Raw genomic sequence first — 16,613 nt, 5'->3', positions numbered from 1 at the left:
TCAAATCTATGAGTCAATAAATATGTAAAAGGTTTATCCTACCTGTTCCACCACAAGTATCACATGGGCAATAGAACATCATGGCTGTATCATCCCTAACCTTTTTACGTGTGAGCTCAAGCAAGCCTAACTTTGTCCAACCAACAACCTGACTCTTGGTTCGATCATCCTTCATCCCCGCTTCAAGAACTTCAACTACACTCTGACGATTCTCTTCTTGCTCCATATCAATGAAATCGATCACTATAATACCGCCTACATCACGTAATCTAATCAATCTAGCAATTTCCTCAGCTGCCTGTAGATTCGTTAACGTTACTGTATCCTCTAGACTGTCTCCACCCGTGTATTTGCCAGTATTAACATCAACTACGGTCAAAGCCTCCGTATGGTCCCACACAATACTTCCGCCACTTGAAAGTGTGACCTTACGGGCAATATCTTTTTCCAATTGTTCTTGCACACCATAAGCATTAAATATCCATTCAGAGTCGCGGTATACCCTCACAGGATTATATCCAACACCTGCAATTTCCTCTAAGAAGGTTTCCGCATCTCGTGCTTCTCGCTCGCTATTAATGATAAGTTCATCCTGAAACGGATCCAACACATCACGAATAAGACGCTGAACAATACTAAGGTCTTTATGTAGCAAACAAGGTGCTGATGATACCTCTGCACGCTCTTGTATCAATTTCCATTGTGAGCGTAAGAAATCCAGATCACCATGAATGGCATCCGGATTTTCGTCCTGAGAAACGGTTCTTATAATAATCCCTTCACCACTCACTCTCATTTGTTCACTTAACATTTTGAGACGAGTCCGTTCACTTTCTCTTTGAATTTTTTTGGATACGGCTACATAATCCGCAATGGGCATATAGACAATCCAACGTCCTGGAAGAGAATAATGAGTCGTTACACGAGGGCCTTTACCTCGTAATGGCTCTTTCATCACTTGAACAACAACCTCTTGTCCAATTTTCAGTAATTCTTCTATCGAAGGTTTATCCTTCGGCTGCTTCTCAAGATGGGGGTGTAACACGTCATCAACATACAGAAAGGCATTCTTCTTATGGCCGATATCAACAAAAGCTGCCTGCATCCCCGGTAGTACATTGACGACACGGCCTTTGTAAAAACTGCCTACCAGACTTTGACTCTGGCTTTGGCTACGCTCAGCTGCGAACTCCACAAGCTTCCCTTCCTCCATGAGAGCCATCTGTGTGAACTTCGGTTCACAGTGAACAATCATCTGTTTCATTTCATGGATTCACCTCTGCTAGAAGAAATCTCATATTCGATATGAGATCTCAAATATTAATATTATTCTATTCCATGTTAAACGTCAGGGTAGACGACGGTCTTGGGCAAAATAAGCTGAAATAATACTTTGCTCTGGCAATACACCTTCAATTATACCTTTTTTATTCATAACATAGATCAAATGATACTTATCTCTTTTAAATAGACGTAGAATACTACCTAAATGTTTCGCTGAATCAGCGATAATTGGATGCCCATAATTTCCATTAATAGAATATTTTATATATAATGGTTCGCGATTCATTAAAAACCTCATAAAACGGTAGGGCAAATTTTTATAGTCTACGAAATTGGAATAGAATAAAAACGTGCCTATCATTAGGAGATTGAGTTGAATAGATTTTTCACCTTGAACCAACGGCAACAAAGAATACAGAATGACAAAACTGCTTGCAACAATGCTAATTCTAGATGACCACAGTAATGTGGAGTGGTAGGCCATATAACGACTAACAAAGGCTTGCGTAATTTTACCCCCATCAAGTGGAAGAATAGGCAATAAATTAAATAAAGCAATAACTGCGTTACCATGAATCACATAAGATAGAAATGCTTCATCTCCTGAACCTATCTCCTTGAAGGCCATTGCGATAGCAATCATGATTCCGTTCTGTAATGGGCCTGCTAGAGCAATACCAATTTCCTTCCAGACCGTCATCTTTCCCCCATCTTCAATCGTAACGACTCCACCAAAAGGTAACAGTTGAACTGAACGTACACGAATACCAAATATCATAGCTGCACTCATATGTCCCATTTCATGTATCAATACGATCGCAAACAACGTAATTAATTCTATGAAGTGACCCGTCAATACGGAGGTTAGCATCACGATCACAAAAAAAGGATGTAAGGAACATGTTATCCCCCTAATATTAATCAAAATGAATCACTTCCGCTGGATCAATATACGTATTGTCCTGCTTCATCGCAAAATATAGGTTAGACAACCCAGTTGGAGTATTGGTCAACTGTCCCACAATATCTCCTGCCTGTAACCAGTCGTTTACTTGGAGCTCCGTGTTGGATAAATGGCCGTAAATTGCCACCATCCCTCCACCATGCCGAATAGTAACGGTCTTCCCCGTTAAGGAATCGTCTGATACCTCAAGTACATGACCCATTGCTACGCTTTTAACCTGAAGCGCCATATTTGAATCTCCTGATGGAGCAATTTCTATTCCTTTTAAACTTAGCGCATAAGATTGAATAACATTCCCTTCAATAGGCCGTATGAATGAAAGTGACGCGTTCATTTTCTGAGGCTCTTCATCTTGACTATTAAAAATGGGTATGAATGAGGGCGCCTCACCAAAATGAGCCACATACCAAGCTTCCATTGCCTGAAAATTCATTTCTCGATTCAATGATTGGCTAACATAATGTCGAATGGGCAATGTCCACGACTGTTGAATACGAAATACGCCCCAAATCATTCCGAACAACAGAGTACTAACCATCAAACGCCAAACAAAGCCTGACACAAATGAATGTTTATTACGCCCTCCTTCTAACTCTCCCCATCGTCCACGTTCCTTTTTCCATAATGTTTCAGGGTCCCTTTCTAGATATTCAGGCTGTTCAGGATAGGTTGGTGGCAACTGATCTTGATGATCATGCAGTCTAGCTGTAGGAGCAGGTGAGACTGGCAGTTTCATGAATTGTGGGCTAACATCGAGAAGTTCTTGTATGCGTTCCTGTCTGCGTTGCTTCATCGATGAATTTTTTATCATCTCGTCACTCCCTCTTTGGAGGCTCATTTTACTCTCATTTTATGTAGGTTATCCGGTTATTTAGAACAAGCTATTCCCTATAAACATAACAAGCGATAAGAACACGCAGCTAGGAGGCGTATTCTTATCGCTTGTATATGAGTGAAGATTTAAGGTTTACAAATTTATCTTTTAGAACCTTTGGCCCAGAACCCACCATGTAATTGAATAGGTTCAGTAATAACTATAAACGCCTTAGGGTCCATCTCTAGAATTGAACGATATAGTTTCTTTTGATTTTTACGTTTAGCTAACACCTCGAACACCAACCTATGACCGTCTCTACCACTTCCTACCCACGCAGTTACACCATAGCCTAAGTCACGAAGACGGTTAGCCATATTGCTCTCTGGATCATTCAGAATGACTTTCATCGTAATATAACCAAGAGCAATTTTCCCCTCAAGCCATGAACCTGTAAGTACACCAAGTCCATAACCTATGGCATACACAGCAAGACTCAATGGTTGGTTCACATACTTCAGTACCATATTTAATCCAAGAACATATACAGTAATTTCAACAGTACTAAGAGCAGCTGCTAGATATCGTTGGCCCTTTAATGTGAATATCATACGTAAAGTAAAAAAAGACACATAAATAATTTGTATAATTAATATGGTCGCTAATGTGGTTAGCATGTAAGTCAACTCCTTAGGTGTTCAAATGCTTAAGCTATCCACAAGAAGAAACGGCTTCGCCATCTTTAAGGAGACGGTAACCGTTTCTCGTAGAAATAAAGAAAGACCAGTGCGTAGGCACTGGTTTAACATCATATAGCTTGTATTATCACATTCCAAATAACTTCTTAAATCGTTTGAATGCACCCTTTTTATTGTCTAACTGCATCAAAGGTACCGTATCTCCCAGTATACGCCGCGCAATGTTACGGTAAGCAATAGCAGCTTTTGAGTCTGGATTCATGACCGTCGGTTCTCCATTATTAGCTGCTTTAATGACATATTCATCATCAGGAACAATTCCAATGAGATCAATATTTAGCACTTGAAGAATATCCTCAATATCTAACATGTCTCCTGATTTCACCATATTAGGACGTATTCGATTCACAACTAGCTTCGGCGACTCTATATTAGAGCTTTCGAGCAATCCAATAATTCGATCAGCGTCTCTTACAGCCGCATTCTCAGGTGTCGTAACTACGATGGCTTTATCGGCTCCTGCAATGGCATTCTTGAAACCTTGCTCGATCCCTGCTGGGCAGTCAATAATGACATATTCATACTCTTTCTTCAATTCAAGAATAATATCCCTAACCTGTTCTGGGGAAATGGAATTCTTGTCTTTAGTCTGCGCTGCAGGCAGCATATATAATTCGTCGAATCGCTTATCTTTCACAAGCGCTTGATTCAGGCGACATCTTCCTTCGGCAACATCACATAAATCATATATAATGCGATTCTCCAATCCCATGACAACATCCAAATTACGCAATCCAATATCGGTATCCACCAAACAGACCTTTTTGCCAAGCAGCGCAAGTGCTGTTCCAATATTAGCTGAAGTCGTTGTTTTGCCAACACCACCTTTACCTGAAGTGATGACGATTGCCTCTCCCATGTGCTACACCCCCTTAAACATGTTAAAATCCCGCCTTAACCGAATAATATTATTCATCTTGTCAATCTGCATCATACCATCCTGCAAGTACGCAAATTCCATACTCGTCTCTCTGGTCTCCCACTCATCAGGCGGGCGGCTAATGATTTCGGAAATTCTGAGCTGTGTTGGTGCGAAATGAGATGCTGCAATAATGGACTCATTGTTACCTTCTATACCCGCATGTGCCATACCACGCAGAGCACCCAAAATATAAATATCTCCTGTACAAGTTATTGTACCACCCGGATTTACATCCCCTAGAAAAAGAAGTTGGCCATCATGATGTAAAATTTGTCCTGAGCGCACCATACCACTCATAACAGTGATACCACTCTCACTTTTTTGAGGGGGGAGTAATTCCGCTGATTCAACGGAGCGTACCAGTAGATTACCTTTTTGCTTCAGAATATCTAATATACTCTGTCTTTGATCTTCCGTTATTTGCCGTAACCCAAGCTTCACATCCACGTGAATAATGGGGCCCGTCAAAATATTTTGGTGGCTATGCTCTAACTTATAACGAAGCTCAATCAACACTTTCTCGAATTCACACTCATCATTAAGTAAGAAAACCAGGCCATCTTTGATGCCCTTAATCGTAACGTGATTGGATTTTACAGTCATAGGCCTGTCCCTCCCATACTTCTTTCATTTCGTGCATGGAGTCCCAAGTTCCTGCTTTGACCTCTAAAATGTCGAAATTGGTCTAAGCTGTCTTCTCATTGCTGCTGCGTTTATATACCTTTTCCAACTGTGACCGTAGAGGAACATAGATGACTAATCCAAATACAAAATGAAGAAATAAATTGGGGAGTATATGATTTACTAAAGCCCAATCGTACGTCATGTGACTCAACTGAAATATAGTATAAATACCATACAAAGTACTATCTAAAACCAAACTTCCCAGAACAATAACAGTCATCATAATCGGCATAGGAGCCCGCGGAGCTTGAAATATGAATCCCATTAAGTACGCAGAAAAACCCATAGCAAAAGAATATGTACCCATAATTTGGCCGTAATAAACGATGTCGTGCAACATTCCAAAGGACAGCCCTAGAACCAATGCTGTATGCCGATGGTTATATACAGTAACAAATAAAATGACGATATAGACGAAATTAGGCACAATTCTAGTTTGCCAAGAATCAGGTACAAGCCAAGGAACAACAGCACCTTCTAAGATGAACAGGACAAATAACAAAAGGATAAGAATCGGTCTACGCATCATCACTACTCTTCAACCTCTGGTGTAAACACCACAAATAATTGCTTCCAGTCCACGAAGCTTGCAGATGGAGTAATCGTTGCTGTTCTCAACAATCCCATCGCACCTACTTGAACGCTATCGACAGTTCCAACCACAATCCCCTTCGGAAAAAGACCGCCACTTCCTGATGACACAATGGTATCTCCTTTTTTCAATGGGTCATCGGCTTTGATACTTGTCATTAATAACTTCTTCGTTTCCTCATTGTAGCTCTCAATAATTCCAAAAGTTTTGTTCTTATTATCAAGTGCTGTAACAGAAATAGAATTGGAGTTAGGATCATTCGCATCCATAGTTGTGATTAGCTTAACCGTTGAAGAAAAGTTACTCACCTGACTAATTACACCGACAAGACCCTCTACAGAAGTAACAAACATATTGGGTTTCACACCCTCACGAGAACCAATATCAATCACTAAAGATCGGTTATTAGGATCAGAATTCACACTTATAACTTGTGCAATATTCCATTCATAATTATTTTTGGTACTCTGTGCAGTAGTGAATTTAAGATCCTCTTTAAGTTGTTCATTCTCTGTTTCCAAAATGTTGAAGTGCGTTTTCTCACGTGCATACTGTGCTAGCGCTATTTTTAGCTTCTCATTTTCCGTGTAAATATCTCTCATATTACCAACATCTTCAAACAAGCCCGCTATATAGCCAGCGGGCTTATAAAAGATATTTTGTACGAATCCTACCGTATCCCTGACAAACTTCTCGGGCCAAGTCAACGATACTCTAGGTCCAATGGTGAATCCCATTAAGGCAATAAACATTACTAGACTAATTAATATGACAAACAATCTCTTGTTTCCAAGCATCTTAAACAAGTTTCAGCACCCTCTAACATTACTGATTTCTCTCCCATATTAGGGGTTGACACATACATACATTCATTCTACCGTCTTGATCTAGCAGATGGCTTAAACAAATGAATGTTCTCCAGCGCCTTACCCGTACCAATCGCTACACAATCCAATGGGTTCTCCGCTACAATAACTGGCATTCCTGTTTCTTCAGCTAACAATTTATCCAAATTACGTAAGAGTGCACCGCCACCTGTTAATACAATACCTCGGTCCATAATATCTGCCGCAAGTTCAGGAGGGCATTTCTCAAGCGTTACTTTAACAGCCTCAATAATGGCATTTACTGTATCTCCAAGTGCTTCACTGATTTCATCCGAAGTAATTGTAATCGTCTTAGGTAAACCTGACACAAGATCACGACCGCGAATTTCCATCGTCTCTACTTGCTCTAGCGGTAGCGCAGAACCTACTTCCATTTTCAGTTGCTCAGAAGTACGTTCCCCGATCATCAAATTATACTGACGTTTAATGTACTGGATGATAGACACGTCCATCTCATCGCCTGCTACTCGAACAGAACGACTTGTTACGATACCTCCAAGTGAGATCACGGCTACTTCAGTCGTTCCTCCACCGATATCAACCACCATACTTCCTGTGGGTTCCCATACCGGAAGATCTGCGCCAATAGCTGCTGCGAATGGCTCTTCGATAATATAGGCTTCACGTGCTCCTGCCTGTTTCGTAGCATCCTCTACAGCACGTTGTTCCACAGCTGTAATACCTGAAGGTACACATACCATAACATTAGGATGACGTTGAAATAACGAACGTTGCTTCTGAGCTTGTTTGATAAAATATTTAATCATCGTTGCTGTAATATCGAAATCAGCAATAACGCCATCTTTCATCGGTCTGATAGCCTGAATGTTACCAGGTGTACGCCCAATCATTTTTTTAGCTGATTCACCTACAGCCTCAATACTCTTCGTATCTATTCTAATAGCCACCACAGAGGGTTCTCTCACAACAATGCCTTTACCACGGACGTAAACGAGTGTATTCGCTGTCCCCAAGTCAATTCCTAAATCTTTCGTGAAGCTACCAAACATGTTGTAATCTCCCTTTCCTCATCGTTCTAACTTTATATTACATCATGCCCTTTTCCTTCAAACTCACATATTCCCCATCACCAATAATAATATGATCCAAAACGTCAATCCCCACAATATTTCCTGCCTCCACTAATCTGGAAGTCAGAGCAATATCTTCAGGACTTGGTGTAGGATCTCCACTCGGATGGTTGTGTGCACATACAATGGATGCACTGCTACATTTGATAGCAGCCCGAAACACCTCACGTGGATGCACAATGGAGGCATTTAGACTCCCAATAGAAAGCGTTTCTTGGGCAATGATGTGATTTTTTGTATTTAGAAACAAACAAATAAAATGTTCCTTTTGCAAATACCTCAATTGCTCTCTCAGTACATCTGCTGCATCACGAGGACTACGAATGGTCACTGGATCGGTCATACGTGCTTTGACCAGTCTCTGTCCCAATTCAATAGCTGCCTTTATCTGGACAGCCTTTGCATTTCCAATTCCTTTGATCTGTGTTAATTCTTCGATGCTGAGGTCTACTAGATTCCTAATACTGCCCACCTGATTCAATATACGCTGAGCCAAGTGAATAGCAGATTCTTGATAAGATCCGGTCCGAAGCAATATAGCCAGCAATTCAGCATGGCTTAACGCATCTACCCCATAATGCATCATGCGCTCTCTAGGTCGTTCTTCATGGGGGATGTCGCGTAGTAACATAGATTGCGACTCCACTTCTTTTCCCTCTTTTCCATTGATCTCATACAACACAAAGCTGAATTATAATACGTCTAGCCCTAATTCCGATAACATATCTGAGAGAAGAGATACCGACAATCCCACTACATTGAAATAACAGCCATCTATTCTATCGATCAGCGTTGCACCAAGACCTTGAATGGCATAAGCACCGGCCTTGTCCGATGGTTCCCCGCTGTTTACATAGGATTGAATGGTCTCTGTAGACAAAGATTTCATTGTCACTGAGGTTACTCGGTGATTCACCACTGTTCTTCCAGTCATTGCATCAATACATGCTACACCGGAGTATACCTCATGAGTTCGACCCTGAAGTAATAACAACATCTCATATGCTTCGTTATCATCACTAGGTTTACCCATGACCTGATTGTCCAATAGCACAATCGTATCGCTCCCTACTATAATGCAAGGTTCCTTATAGGGTGAGAACTTATTATACACCGTTTCCGCTTTGCGTAAAGCTAATCCCTCAACGATTTGCCGAGGAGTCCAGTCTACAGGAGTATCTTCATTCACATAACTAGGCTGTATTTCATATGGGATGCGTAGGGAAGCAATAATCTCCTGCCTACGCGGTGATGTTGAAGCTAGAATAATTCGACGTGATTGTTGTGATATCAATGGAGTTCTCCTTTTTGTCCTAGTTACAGTCTGCGATACAGCCACACGGAGACAATGATGCCGATCAAACTAAGCAGGCTGAGTTTCATTTGGATGGTAAAATCATAGCTAATAATGTCTAAATTTGCTTGAGGTGACCATTTAATCATGGTAGATGCAGTAAGAAAAGAAAGACTTTGGACAGGTTCAAGCGCTTTGGCAATCCATGCCCCTACTAGCCAGCCAAGCAGAAGAAACAATAATAGTAAACCTATGTTTTTCTTCATTCTTCTCTTCCCTCGCCATTTTTTGACACTCACATTATTATACGGTTAATTCAACTTCAATACAAACAAAAATCCGATAGGGGGAAGTATTTCCATATTCCCTAACGGATTGAACACTATATATTTTCAAGTGAAATGCAATAAATATCCTTTCTATATCTCTTTCTAACTTGTTTTTATCATATCTATCAATTGCTTCTGACCCATAATGTATTGCATCATATTGGATTGAATTTCCCACAAATGCCCTTTAGATGAATTTTTATTATACTCTGTCACCGATGATAGTGCGCTGTTCATGGATTGTTCCATCTGTTTACCTATGACGTTACCCTCTGGTGTAATTCCACTTTGCAAAGTTTTCATAGACTCTATCCATTGCTGATGTAATTTCGTTAATTCATTCGTCTCGTCACTACTTAAGGCAGTGGGCCGTTCAATTCCAAGACGTGTAGCAGAAATATGACTTAATGAGGAAATCAATGCACTACTGACACTGTAATATCGACTTACACTTTCTGAGTCTCCACTGAAGGCAAGCTCAGTAGCTGAAGGTAATTGAATCTCTCTTACATATAGCTCCACACCTTGTGTTTTCAATTGATTACTTAACAATTTGGCCTGCTCCCGATCAAGAGATACCCCTGCATAGACACGATTCTCTTGATCTGGATCATTCCCTGCCGCAAGTCCTATTCCCAGTAGTTCTTTCTTAGCCTGCTCTACCCTGTCAACACTACTAAAGACACCATACTGAAGCATATAGTAAGTCTGAGGTTCGACATCCGCCTTAACCACCATCATCTGTTCTGCTTCTCCAGCTTGATCAGGACTACTGATGATTTCAGATTGTTGTGTTGACACCGGCCGTGCATCCTGTTCCATTATATTTCCCATATCAAAAAATGAGAGCACCACAAATCCAAATAAACCTCCTGTCACAACTGCAGCCGTTACTGTACCAAATACCTTCCATAAAGAAGTAGGACGGCGAGGTCGATGTATTCCGTAATACTCCTTATTGGAACTTTCTTTCTCTACCTCGCTCGGCTGAAAATTAGATTCATATAAAGAATTTGATTCGTATAAGGTATCCGACTTTTCCTCTTTAGAATCATTTAGTTGCTCAAGGTTACCGTGCGTCAACATCTCTTCCCAATTATCCCTTTTACTAAATGGATCTCCCCAACCTTCCATCGATTCAGGTAATACTGTGATATGGGAAGATGTATGCTTCTTAGGAGCTTCATTTGAGAATTGTTCCTTTCCCTGTATCAGCTCTAACTCCCTATCCTCATAAAGATCTGGTAGTCGTTTTCCTTCATCAAACCGAAATGTCATTTTTGCTTTATTCACCGTGAACACCTCACCTTGTCTCATCTTCTAGTATTAGATATATGATAGATTACAAGAAGATATGTTCACTCACTGTTATAAATTCAAAAAGGCAAGTCAAGGGTGTTAACCTTGACTTGCCTTTTTGTACTTATTATTACATATCTTTAGCCAGCTCAGCGCCAACTTTCCAGATATCGCCTGCTCCCATCGTTAGGACCAAGTCTCCAGATGTTACCCGTTTCTTCAGATCTTCTAGTACTTCTTCCTTAGTAGGAAGGTATCTAGCGCCTGCGTTACTATTCTGTACAATGAGCTCAACTAATTTAGCTGAATGTATACCTTCGATTTGCAATTCACCAGCTGGTGAGTAGATATCTGTAATAATGACTTCATCCGCTTCACTAAAAGCCCGGCTGAAAGCATCAAGCAAGAAAAAAGTTCGACTATATCGTTGAGGCTGAAATACAGCTATAATTCGCTTACCTGTAGCCTTAGCAGCACTAATCGTGGCCTCGATTTCTGTTGGGTGATGCGCATAATCATCAATAATGAGAATACCGTTCTGTTCACCTAATACTTGAAAACGCCGCTTCGCTCCATGAAATTCAGAAATAGCTTCCACAATAGAAGCGAAAGGAATTCCTGCCTTTAAACAGACAACTACAGCAGCCATAGCATTGTAAATATTATAAAGACCCGGTACGGATAATTCTACCCTACCCAGCACATTCTCTGAATAACTCATAGTAAAAGAAGCACAACGGTCTCCAAGAACAATGTCGCTCGCCATATAGTCAGCTTCTGACTTGATACCATACGTCGTTATGTTGCAATCCAGACTTGGAAGAATCGACTGAATAATGTGATCATCACCACATAGAACAGCTGTTCCTTCCTTCCTAATTTGATTCAAAAATTGGACGTATGCCCCTTTGAGCTGCTCAAAGTCACTGTTATAATTCTCCAAGTGATCTGCTTCAATGTTCGTTACAACACCAAGCCATGGGTGATATTGAAGGAAAGAACCATCGCTCTCATCTGCTTCAGCTACCACATGTTCTCCTTGACCCGCCTTGGCGTTTGTACCCATGTTCATAATTTCCCCGCCAATAATGTAGGTCGGGTCAACACCACACTTCTCCATTACGAGCGCTATCATAGAAGAGGTTGTTGTTTTTCCATGCGCTCCTGCAACGGCGACACCTTTACGTTCATTTAGTAGTCTGGCAAGCATTTGAGAACGATGCAAGACTGGAATGCTAAGGTTCTCTGCCTCCACTATTTCTACATTATCTTTAGACAATGCAGTTGAATATACAACCAGATCAGCACCATGTACTTGCTCTGCTTTATGCCCAATATATACTTTGGCTCCTTTGGCAGCCAATTTCTCTGTTAATTCTTGTGAAGCCACGTCAGAACCCGTGACTGTACAACCCATCTCTAACATGACTCGTGCAATGGCGCTCATCCCGTAGCCACCAATACCGATAAAATGAACATGTTCTGAAGTATTCAACAGTTATTCACCAACCTTTTTCAGAATCGGATTGATTTAAGAGAGATCCCCGCACGTCGGCAATTAAGTACAGTGTACCGGATATCACCCCAAGATCCTCCTCTTCCGTCCGTAACTTCAATATTTCTAATGCCTGTTTCCAATCTGGTTCAACTATAATTTGCAAGTTCGGTTTAGCGTAATCAAGCTTAAGCCGTTCCACAATATCCAATAATAAATGTACATCCATTTTTTTACGGAAATTAGGTTCAGTTAGAATCAAGGTATCCACTATAGGTAGTATATGCTTCATGTATGATTCATGATGCTTATTAGAAAGCATCCCCATCATCAAATTTAATGATCGATATTTATAATGTTGCGGAAGACTCTTCGCCAGAGTCATTGCCCCTTCAGGATTGTGTGCACCATCTACAACAATTCTTGGGGAACTTCCAAGCTCTTCTAGACGCCCTGCCCAGAATGTATCTCTGAAACCTTTGAGTATATCTTCATCATCCATGACATAGGCACTATATTGACGTAGCAACTCAAGCACCATCATAGCCCCCGCAGCATTAGCGACCTGATGCTCACCCTTCATGGAGATTTCGATCTTGAGTTCGCGAAAGGGTCCGTCAAACTGAAAGGATTGTAATCCTCCCTCATAGTCAGTACGCTCAACCTTAAATTGCTCGCCCGCAAGATATAACGTCGACTTATTTCTAGCAGCTGTTTCTCTCAGCACTTCTATCACCTCAGGTTGCTCAGCACAACTAACAACCGGCACACCTGGTTTAATAATCCCTGCCTTTTCAGAAGCAATCTGCGTTAGTGTGTCTCCGAGAATATCTGTATGATCCATTCCCACATTCGTAATGACAGAAACTACCGGATTCACTATGTTCGTAACATCCAGCCTTCCCCCAAGACCCGTCTCCCATACGACCACATCGGGCACACATATCTCTGCATAATAAAGCACAGCGAGTGCTGTAGATATTTCAAAAAACGTGGGCGAACCCTCAGGTGTATTTGAAAGTCTGTCTACTATTGGATGAAGTCGATTTGCAAGCTCTAACAAGGTTTCTTCAGGAATATCTTCACCATTGTACTGAAAACGATTGGTAAACTTCGTGATGTATGGGGATGTGAATGTCCCCACGGAATACCCTGCTTGTAAAAGTGCAGAGGTCAAAAAAGCACATGTTGAGCCTTTCCCATTGGTTCCAGCAACATGTATAAATTTGAGTCTACGTTCAGGATGACCTAATAGGTCCATCATCATTTCCATTCGTGACAATCCTGGCTTGATTCCAAAAGGAATTAAGCCATTAATCCAATCGACCGCTTCTTTATATGTTGTCAAAGGAGTCTGAAGTTCAGCTCCAAGATGATCCCCCATGCATTCTCACCTTCAGATCCATAAATTAATGTTTCATTAGCCTTTTAATTCTTCAATTCTTGCTAACACTTTACTACGTTTATCCGAATAATCCGCTTGTTTGGCACGTTCTTCCTCAATCACCTTAGCAGGTGCTTTGGACACGAATCCCTGATTACTCAGTTTTTTCTCCACACGATCAACTTCACTATCCAACAATTGTACTTCTTTCTCAAGTCGTACAATTTCTTCATCGATATTAATCAAGCCTGCTAGTGGTAAATATATCTCAACTCCTGTTACGACAGCAGACATCGCTTTATCTGGTGCTGGAATATCTACACCTACTTGAAAGCTCGATGTGTTACAGAAACGCTGCACATATTCTTCATTCCGGCTAATAATGTTGAGTACGTTGGTATCTCCTGCTTTAATGATCAGCTCTACCTTTTTACTCATAGGTACATTTACTTCTGCTCGTACATTACGAACTGTCCGAATGATATCCATCAGCGTATTCATTTCGGTAATCGCTAAATCATTCTCAAAGGATGCATCGTACTTAGGCCACTCAGCCAAAGTGATCGTATCACCTGAATGCGGAAGGTGCTGCCATATTTCCTCGGAGATAAACGGCATGAATGGATGAATCAGACGTAGTGTCCGATCTAATACAAAGCTAAGAACAGATTGGGTTTTCTTCTTGGATACTTCGTCTTCTCCATATAAAGAGAGCTTGGCGAATTCAATATACCAGTCGCAAAGATCATCCCAAATGAAATTATAGAGCAATCGACCTGTCTCACCAAACTCGTAAGCATCTATTAGACGCGTAATATCGCGCGAAGTTTCGTTCAAACGATGCAATATGAAGCGATCTGCCGTCTTTAAGTCACCCGTGATATCAATATCATCATATGTGAATCCTTCTAAGTTCATGAGAGCGAAGCGAGAAGCGTTCCATATTTTGTTAGCAAAATTCCGAGCTTGTTCAACCTTCTCCAAGCGGAAACGTAAATCTTGCCCTGGTGTACTACTGGTTGAAATCATGTAGCGCATAGCGTCAGCGCCATATTGATCGATCACATCTAGCGGATCTACTCCGTTTCCGAGTGACTTGGACATCTTACGTCCATCAGCGTCCCTTACAAGTCCATGCATAAGCACATCTTTAAACGGAATTTCTCCAGTGAACTCCAGAGCTGTAAATATCATCCGAGCTACCCAGAAGTAAATGATATCATAACCCGTTACGAGTACATCGATTGGATAGTACCGCTTCAAGTCTTCTGTTGTATCCGGCCAGCCTAATGTAGAGAAAGGCCACAATCCCGAGCTGAACCACGTATCAAGCACATCATTGTCTTGTTGTAGTTCAGTACTTCCACATTTGGAACAGACCGATACATCCTCATGAGCAACATGTAGCTCGCCACATGACTCACAATACCAAGCTGGAATACGATGACCCCACCATAGTTGTCTTGAAATACACCAATCGCGTATGTTCTCAATCCATTGCAAATATACCTTATCAAATCGATCTGGAACGAAATTAACGCCGTTCCCTGATTTCTGAGCTTCAATAGCCTTCTCAGCCAGTGGTTTCATCTTAACGAACCATTGCGTAGACAAATAAGGCTCTACTACAGCTCCTGAACGCTCACTGTGTCCTACTTGGTGAACATGGTCCTCAATTTCATTAAGAACGCCTGATTCTTGCAAATCTTTAACAATCTGTTTCCTACATTCTGTACGATCTAGACCTTGATATGGACCAGCCTGTTGATTCATCTTACCGCTCTCATCCATAACGGTAATTTGAGGTAAATTGTGGCGAAGTCCTACTTCGAAATCATTCGGATCATGTGCAGGGGTTATCTTCACAGCACCGCTACCGAAATCTTTCTCAACATATTCATCTGCAATAATAGGAATTTCACGGCCTACAATGGGCAACACAAGCATCTGACCGATCAGATGACTGTAACGCTCATCCTCAGGATGGACAGCAACAGCAGTGTCTCCTAACATCGTCTCTGGGCGTGTAGTAGCTACAGTGATGTGGCCACTTCCATCTTTGAGTGGATAGGTTAAGTGGTAGAGATGCCCTTGTACTTCTTTGTATTCTACTTCAATGTCAGATAGCGCTGTTCTAGCAACAGGGTCCCAGTTAATAATATATTTACCACGGTAAATCAACCCTTTATTATACAGTTTAACGAATACTTCACGTACTGCTTTAGATGACCCTTTATCTAGGGTGAAACGTTCTTTAGAATAGTCTAAAGATAATCCCATCTTAGCCCATTGTTCATGGATCGTATTTGCATACTGATCTTTCCATTCCCATACTTGTTCCAGAAACTTTTCACGGCCTAAATCATAACGAGATATACCCTGCTCACGCAGTTTTTGCTCTACTTTGGTCTGAGTAGCAATCCCCGCATGATCCGTACCTGGTAACCATAGTGTGTCATATCCTTGCATTCTCTTGGTGCGGACAAGAATGTCCTGCAATGTAAAGTCTAAGGCGTGACCAATATGAAGCATTCCCGTCACATTTGGTGGTGGAATAACAATCGTATAGCTCTCCGCATCTGGACGTTGTCCAGCTTGGAAGAAGTTATTATCTATCCAGTATTTGTACCATTTCTGCTCGGCTGCCTTAGGATCGTACGTAGTCGGCATCTCAGCAGTCATCTTCGATTCATTATCAGTCATTATTATTTACCTCCATTACATATAATCATCATATCCAAAACACAAAAAAACCTTTCGTCCTCAAAGGACGAAAGGTTACTCTTTCGCGGTACCACCTTTGTTTCGCGAATATC

General features: G+C 41.2%; 16 protein-coding genes and 1 other annotated feature (1 of these 17 only partly in view). All 16 genes read right to left on the bottom strand.

Annotated features, from left to right (window positions below):
• Window positions 1-13: 13 nt before the first annotated feature.
• The 16 genes from UB51_RS02305 to UB51_RS02230 all read right to left on the bottom strand — a co-directional run bounded on the left by UB51_RS02305 (window position 14) and on the right by UB51_RS02230 (window position 16,500).
• Entirely contained in the window at window positions 14-1,264 is a 1,251-nt protein-coding gene (locus tag UB51_RS02305) for an Rne/Rng family ribonuclease (RefSeq protein WP_044875900.1), read from the bottom strand.
• An 84-nt stretch (window positions 1,265-1,348) separates the two neighbouring features.
• A complete protein-coding gene (locus UB51_RS02300) occupies window positions 1,349-2,209 on the bottom strand; it encodes a M50 family metallopeptidase (RefSeq protein ID WP_044875899.1) in 861 nt (286 codons plus the stop codon).
• A complete protein-coding gene (locus tag UB51_RS02295) occupies window positions 2,202-3,059 on the bottom strand; it encodes a M23 family metallopeptidase (RefSeq protein ID WP_044875898.1) in 858 nt (285 codons plus the stop codon). Before UB51_RS02295 ends, UB51_RS02300 begins: the two co-directional genes overlap by 8 nt.
• 164 nt (window positions 3,060-3,223) lie before the next feature.
• The gene (locus UB51_RS02290) at window positions 3,224-3,739 is read right to left on the bottom strand and encodes a DUF2179 domain-containing protein (protein WP_044875897.1); all 516 of its coding nucleotides are present in this window, start codon (window positions 3,737-3,739) and stop codon (window positions 3,224-3,226) included.
• 148 nt (window positions 3,740-3,887) lie between these two features.
• The gene (gene minD / locus UB51_RS02285) at window positions 3,888-4,679 is read right to left on the bottom strand and encodes a septum site-determining protein MinD (RefSeq protein ID WP_044875896.1); all 792 of its coding nucleotides are present in this window, start codon (window positions 4,677-4,679) and stop codon (window positions 3,888-3,890) included.
• 3 nt (window positions 4,680-4,682) lie between these two features.
• The gene (locus tag UB51_RS02280; RefSeq protein ID WP_044875895.1) at window positions 4,683-5,345 is read right to left on the bottom strand and encodes a septum site-determining protein MinC; all 663 of its coding nucleotides are present in this window, start codon (window positions 5,343-5,345) and stop codon (window positions 4,683-4,685) included.
• An 82-nt stretch (window positions 5,346-5,427) separates the two neighbouring features.
• Window positions 5,428-5,958, bottom strand: coding sequence for a rod shape-determining protein MreD (gene mreD, locus UB51_RS02275; protein WP_044875894.1), 531 nt, complete (start codon window positions 5,956-5,958; stop codon window positions 5,428-5,430).
• Entirely contained in the window at window positions 5,958-6,815 is an 858-nt protein-coding gene (gene mreC, locus UB51_RS02270) for a rod shape-determining protein MreC (protein ID WP_044879845.1), read from the bottom strand. Before mreC ends, mreD begins: the two co-directional genes overlap by 1 nt.
• A gap of 77 nt (window positions 6,816-6,892) precedes the next feature.
• On the bottom strand, window positions 6,893-7,915 hold the full coding sequence (locus UB51_RS02265) for a rod shape-determining protein (protein WP_044875893.1): 1,023 nt from the start codon (window positions 7,913-7,915) through the stop codon (window positions 6,893-6,895).
• Window positions 7,916-7,952: 37 nt separating this feature from the next.
• On the bottom strand, window positions 7,953-8,627 hold the full coding sequence (radC, locus tag UB51_RS02260; RefSeq protein ID WP_199924978.1) for a RadC family protein: 675 nt from the start codon (window positions 8,625-8,627) through the stop codon (window positions 7,953-7,955).
• Window positions 8,628-8,687: 60 nt separating this feature from the next.
• Window positions 8,688-9,290, bottom strand: coding sequence for a Maf family protein (locus tag UB51_RS02255; RefSeq protein ID WP_044875891.1), 603 nt, complete (start codon window positions 9,288-9,290; stop codon window positions 8,688-8,690).
• Window positions 9,291-9,313: 23 nt separating this feature from the next.
• Window positions 9,314-9,556: a DUF4321 domain-containing protein gene (locus UB51_RS02250; RefSeq protein ID WP_044875890.1), complete on the bottom strand. Its 243-nt coding sequence runs from the start codon at window positions 9,554-9,556 to the stop codon at window positions 9,314-9,316.
• A gap of 165 nt (window positions 9,557-9,721) precedes the next feature.
• The gene (locus UB51_RS02245; RefSeq protein ID WP_052675734.1) at window positions 9,722-10,912 is read right to left on the bottom strand and encodes an SPOR domain-containing protein; all 1,191 of its coding nucleotides are present in this window, start codon (window positions 10,910-10,912) and stop codon (window positions 9,722-9,724) included.
• A gap of 136 nt (window positions 10,913-11,048) precedes the next feature.
• Window positions 11,049-12,413, bottom strand: coding sequence for a UDP-N-acetylmuramate--L-alanine ligase (gene murC, locus UB51_RS02240; RefSeq protein WP_044875889.1), 1,365 nt, complete (start codon window positions 12,411-12,413; stop codon window positions 11,049-11,051).
• A gap of 7 nt (window positions 12,414-12,420) precedes the next feature.
• Complete coding sequence (locus UB51_RS02235) at window positions 12,421-13,797, bottom strand: bifunctional folylpolyglutamate synthase/dihydrofolate synthase (protein ID WP_044875888.1); 1,377 nt, start codon at window positions 13,795-13,797, stop codon at window positions 12,421-12,423.
• 36 nt (window positions 13,798-13,833) lie between these two features.
• Window positions 13,834-16,500, bottom strand: coding sequence for a valine--tRNA ligase (locus UB51_RS02230; protein ID WP_044875887.1), 2,667 nt, complete (start codon window positions 16,498-16,500; stop codon window positions 13,834-13,836).
• 60 nt (window positions 16,501-16,560) lie between these two features.
• Window positions 16,561-16,613, bottom strand: a binding site (T-box leader); it runs 212 nt beyond the window's last position.

The organism is Paenibacillus sp. IHBB 10380 (assembly GCF_000949425.1).
Lineage (GTDB): Bacteria > Bacillota > Bacilli > Paenibacillales > Paenibacillaceae > Paenibacillus_AQ.
Note: the sequence above shows the minus strand (reverse complement) of the source record. Positions and strands in the feature narration are given on the sequence as shown.

Bases quoted from the DNA above. Each gene is read 5' to 3' on its own strand.
- UB51_RS02295 (WP_044875898.1), bottom strand. From the start codon at position 3,059: ATGATAAAAAATTCATCGATGAAGCAACGCAGACAGGAACGCATACAA.
- UB51_RS02290 (WP_044875897.1), bottom strand. From the start codon at position 3,739: ATGCTAACCACATTAGCGACCATATTAATTATACAAATTATTTATGTG.
- UB51_RS02305 (WP_044875900.1), bottom strand. From the start codon at position 1,264: ATGAAACAGATGATTGTTCACTGTGAACCGAAGTTCACACAGATGGCT.
- UB51_RS02230 (WP_044875887.1), bottom strand. From the start codon at position 16,500: ATGACTGATAATGAATCGAAGATGACTGCTGAGATGCCGACTACGTAC.
- UB51_RS02250 (WP_044875890.1), bottom strand. From the start codon at position 9,556: ATGAAGAAAAACATAGGTTTACTATTATTGTTTCTTCTGCTTGGCTGG.
- UB51_RS02265 (WP_044875893.1), bottom strand. From the start codon at position 7,915: ATGTTTGGTAGCTTCACGAAAGATTTAGGAATTGACTTGGGGACAGCG.
- UB51_RS02235 (WP_044875888.1), bottom strand. From the start codon at position 13,797: ATGGGGGATCATCTTGGAGCTGAACTTCAGACTCCTTTGACAACATAT.
- mreC (WP_044879845.1), bottom strand. From the start codon at position 6,815: ATGCTTGGAAACAAGAGATTGTTTGTCATATTAATTAGTCTAGTAATG.
- minD (WP_044875896.1), bottom strand. From the start codon at position 4,679: ATGGGAGAGGCAATCGTCATCACTTCAGGTAAAGGTGGTGTTGGCAAA.
- radC (WP_199924978.1), bottom strand. From the start codon at position 8,627: ATGTTACTACGCGACATCCCCCATGAAGAACGACCTAGAGAGCGCATG.
- UB51_RS02280 (WP_044875895.1), bottom strand. From the start codon at position 5,345: ATGACTGTAAAATCCAATCACGTTACGATTAAGGGCATCAAAGATGGC.